The sequence below is a fragment of the Streptomyces yerevanensis genome, from assembly GCF_000716805.1.
Classification (GTDB): domain Bacteria; phylum Actinomycetota; class Actinomycetes; order Streptomycetales; family Streptomycetaceae; genus Streptomyces; species Streptomyces flaveus.
On the sequence record NZ_JNWJ01000274.1, the window covers coordinates 1 to 259 of the forward strand.

A 259-nucleotide genomic window follows, 5' to 3' on the forward strand; every position below is an offset into this window, starting at 1 on the left:
GAGGGTGACTTCCCCGGTCCGGCAGCCGGCGAGTTCCGCGTCCAGCACCGCGTGGCTGCCCACTTCCACCAGAGCCGCCATCCGCACCTGGACGAATGCACTCCGTCCCGTTCCGCGGCCGTTGCCGGGACGGCCGAAGGCGGCCTGGTTGGCTTCGGTGTCGGCAACGTCCCAGCAGGTCCCGTCGACGGCCAGCAGCCGCAATCCCCGCCAGAACGCACCGGGGGTCGACTCGGTGGCCATCGGCTTCGCGGTCGCC

The 259-nt window shown here is 72.2% G+C and carries 1 pseudogene; it reads right to left on the bottom strand.

The features are described from left to right. Positions 1-243: pseudogene (locus OP79_RS49400) on the bottom strand (IS4 family transposase); the annotation flags it as partial. Positions 244-259: the final 16 nt, after the last annotated feature.